The organism is Dactylosporangium sp. NPDC005555, assembly GCF_040605635.1.
Lineage (GTDB): Bacteria > Actinomycetota > Actinomycetes > Mycobacteriales > Micromonosporaceae > Dactylosporangium.
In genome coordinates this window covers 1-3,785 of record NZ_JBEXDG010000142.1, presented here as the reverse complement: position 1 = coordinate 3,785, position 3,785 = coordinate 1, and the positions used below count along the sequence as shown (strand labels likewise).

At 64.9% G+C, this 3,785-nt stretch carries 4 protein-coding genes; 1 reads left to right on the top strand and 3 read right to left on the bottom strand.

Annotation, left to right across the window (positions count from 1 at the left end; genetic code table 11):
* The first annotated feature begins 255 nt into the window (after nt 1–255).
* Entirely contained in the window at nt 256–993 is a 738-nt protein-coding gene (locus tag ABZS58_RS51010; protein ID WP_354792059.1) for a DUF899 domain-containing protein, read from the top strand.
* A gap of 111 nt (nt 994–1,104) precedes the next feature.
* Here the strand turns inward: ABZS58_RS51010 and ABZS58_RS51005 are convergent, their stop codons facing one another.
* The 3 genes from ABZS58_RS51005 to ABZS58_RS50995 form a co-directional block, all read right to left on the bottom strand.
* On the bottom strand, nt 1,105–1,242 hold the full coding sequence (locus tag ABZS58_RS51005; RefSeq protein WP_354792057.1) for a hypothetical protein: 138 nt from the start codon (nt 1,240–1,242) through the stop codon (nt 1,105–1,107).
* Between the two features lie 222 nt (nt 1,243–1,464).
* Nucleotides 1,465–2,442, bottom strand: a complete 978-nt coding sequence (locus ABZS58_RS51000) for an alpha/beta hydrolase (RefSeq protein WP_354792055.1) — start codon at nt 2,440–2,442, stop codon at nt 1,465–1,467.
* Nucleotides 2,443–2,625: 183 nt separating this feature from the next.
* Nucleotides 2,626–3,785, bottom strand: a 1,160-nt coding sequence (locus tag ABZS58_RS50995) for a phospholipid carrier-dependent glycosyltransferase (protein ID WP_354792054.1), incomplete at its 5' end; no start/stop codon positions are given.

Below are 3,785 nucleotides of genomic sequence, written 5' to 3'. Positions count from 1 at the left end.
GATGACAGGAGCCCGGTAAACCGAGAGGTTTACGCCGGGATCTGTGGGAGCCGGAGGGTGAGACCCCCTCCGGCCACCCGACACGGCACCTGTTCTCTATTGACCCAGCATGTGTTCATGCCCTTGACGAATGGCCGAGGTGAGCATCCACAACGGTCGTATCACTACCTTTCCGGAGCCCTGAACTTCGTCTCGTGAGGTCCAGCGTTATCAAGTAGACTCCAGTCGATGTAACTGCGCCTGGAGGAGAGTCAGATGAGTGGTCTGCAAGTCGTGTCCCGCGAAGACTGGTTGCTCGCGCGGAAGGAGCTGCTCGCCAAGGAAAAGAAGCTGACCGACGCGCGGGACGAAATCTCCGCTGCTCGGCGGGCATTGCCGATGACGCGGGTCGAGAAGGACTACCGGTTCCAGGCGTCGTCGGGTGAGAAGAGTCTGCACGACTTGTTCGAAGGGCGCCGGCAGCTCATCACCTACCACTTCATGTTCGACCCGAGCTGGGACGAGGGCTGCTCCAGCTGCTCCTTTCTCATCGACAATGTGGCGCACCTCGGGCATTTGAATTCCCGCGACACGTCGTTCACGGCCGTTTCCCGGGCGCCACTGGAGAAGATCGAGAAGTTCAAGGCGCGAATGGGCTGGACGATCCCCTGGGTCTCCTCTTTTGGCACCGACTTCAACTACGACTTCCAGGTCACGATGGACGAGTCGGTCGCCCCGATCCAATACAACTACAAAGACAAGGAGACGCTGGAGCGCGAGGGCCTGGTGCACCACATGAGCGGGGAGCAGCACGGGCTGAGTGTCTTCTTCAGGGAAGACGCGAACGTGTTCCACACCTACTCCACCTACGGGCGGGGGCCGGATATCGTGCTCGGCACGTACAACTACCTCGACCTGACGCCGCTGGGCCGGCAGGAGGTCGGCACCGGCATCATGCTGTTCAAGCATCATGACAAATATGAGTCAACGGCGGACGGGGCAAGCTGCCACTGACCTGTGGGCTCGCAAGCCGCATCAGGGGTGTGACGTGTGGCTTTGTCCGACGTCCACCCCGCCGGCAACGCAACGATCGAGGTCATGGCGGCTTCGCTGGTGTACCTGCTGCTACGTCAGGTCCTGCAGATGCTCACCCAACTCGCCCGCGACGACGGCGCCAAGGACGTCGAAATCCTGGTGCTGCGGCACCAGGTGGCGGTCCTGCGCCGGCAGGTCTTCATCGAACTCGCCACTCGCCAGGTCCACGCCGTCGGCGTCGCCGCACAGACGACGACGCGTCGTGTTTCCACGACTCGCCTACCTCGGTATGACCAACACCCTCACGATGCTCCCCTGCCCACGTCGACCCCGATCCATCCTTTACCCGCTGTACCACCGCGGAACAGCCCCAGCAGGTTGGAAGAGGCTCAATTCGACCTTCGTCGCGCGGGAGCCCGCGCGACACGCGCGGACTCCCGTGCTCGTAGGTCAGCCGAGGAAGGCCTTCAGCTGCTGGACGACGGCCGCCGGCTGTTCGTCGACGAAGTAGTGGCCGGTGTTGTCGATCTGCGCCAGTTGGAGGTTGGTCGCCTGGGCGCTGAGCGTCGCAGCCAGGCCGGGGAAGAATCCCGGGCAGGCCAGGCCCAGGGTCGGCGTGTCGATCTTCCCATACGTGTCGTTGTCGATGATGTCCTGGCCGAACGCCTTGTACCAGCCGTTGCCGCCCCGGATCGCGTCGGGCGTTGCGTACGCGGCGGCGAAAATGGCGCGGTCGGCATCGCTGATAGCAGCGCGGTTGACCAGCAGGTAGTCGAACATCCAGTCGACCAGGAAGCGGGAGCGGCCGGTGACGAGCTGCTCGGGCAGGGAATTCAACTGGTTGAAGGCGAACCACCACGGGTGGAACGGCGCGCCCGGCGCGGGCAGCATGCGGAACTCGTAATATCCGCTGTTGGGGTGGGTGACATCCAGCATCACGAGCTTGTCGACGGCCTGCGGCTTGTTCGCCGCGAGGCTGTATGCGACCATGGCCCCCATGTCGTGGCCGACGACGTGCGCCTTGGTATATCCGAGAGCGGTGATCAGACCTGCGACATCGGCCGCCATCGTCTTCTTGTCATATCCGGACTGCGGCTTGCTGGAATTGCCGCCGCCGCGCAGATCGACCGCGATAACACGATACCTCGTGGCGAGATCGGGCATGATCTTCCGATATTCCCACCACGTCTGCGGCCAGCCGTGCAGCAGGAGTACGGGCGCCCCGCTGCCACCGGCGACATAGTGCAGACGAACGCCGTTGGTCTGCACGTAACCGCTGGTGAACGATCCGCGAAGGCTGGCCGCGAGTCGGCTCGGCGATGGTGTACTTGTTGCGTCCACTTCGGATGGTACGGCTTGCGCGCTGGTGCCGGCAGCTGCTGCGGCGACCGTTCCGGCGCCGAGCGCGAGCAACTTTCTTCTGTCCATTAAGGACACGCAGTGCTCCAATCTCTAGTCGGACGCATTGACGTTATCCCAAAGTGGATCGACGCAGAAGAGTAGATCACCCAGAATATTCGACCGTAGGGCGCCGTTGCATTTGCCGTTCGGAGGACGCGTTCGGGCGAGTCGCTGCTTGAGCTGACTGTGGTCTGCTTCTATCGTGGTGGGTCACATCCAGCGGGAGCCCAGCCACATGCGGGAGAGCCATTCGGTGTTGGTGATGTTCATGGCGCTGTAGATGGGATAGAAGTACGCGAAGCAGAGGGCGACCAGGGTGACGTACGCGCCGGCGACGATGGTGCCGATCAGGCGGCGGTCGCTGTCGGGGTCGACGTGGCGGGGTGGGCCGATGATGGCGCCGAGGACGTAGACGACGGCCAGGACGAGGAAGGGTTCGGCGGGCAGCGCGTAGAACGTGAACATGGTGCGGTGGGACGGCATCGACTGGAACCAGGGGACGATGCCGGCGAGGGCGCAGGCCATGATGAGCCAGGCGCGGCCGTCGCGGCGGGCGATCGCGAGCCAGCCGAGGGCGAAGAGGGCCGGCAGGAACGACCACCACAGCACCGGGGTGCCGAGCAGCAGGATCTGCGACACGCAGGCGCTGGCGTCGCAGGGGCCGTCGGTGTTCACGTACATGCTGACGGGGCGGCCCAGCAGCAGCCACATCCACGGCCACGACTGGTAGGGGTGCGGGGTGCTCAGGCCGGTGTGGAAACCGTACGCGACCTGGTGGTACTCCCAGAGGTTGACCAGCGGGTCGATGAAGCGGTCGTGGCTGAGGCCGTTCGCCTGCGCGTACCAGTGCCGGAGATATCCGTCATCGGAGGCGAACCAGCCGGTCCAGGTCGCCAGGTAGGTGACGAGGACCAGGCCACCGAACGCGAAGAGCCAGCGGCCGTCGCTGAAGATCGCGTCGTACAGCGGACGCCGGCCGCCGGCGGTGCGGCGGGCGCTGGCGTCGAAGACGACGGTGAGCGCGGCGAACAGCAGGATGTACCACAGCGCGCTCCACTTGACACCGGCGGCGAGGCCGAGCGAGACCGCGCACGCCAGGCGGTACCAGGGGACGCCGAGCCGCGCAGGAGCGGAGGTCTCCAGCGTCGCGAGCCACCGGGCGCGGCGCTGCTCGCGGTCCAGGACGAGGAAGTAGAACGCGACGACGATCCAGAACATGAGGAAGATGTCGAGCAGCGCCGACCGGGAGAGCACGAAGTGCATGCCGTCGAGGGCCATCAGCAGGCCGGCCGTGGCGGCGAGGATCGTGGAGCGGAAGAGCCGCCGGGCGGCCAGGACGATGAGCAGGATCGACAGCACGCCGACCGTGA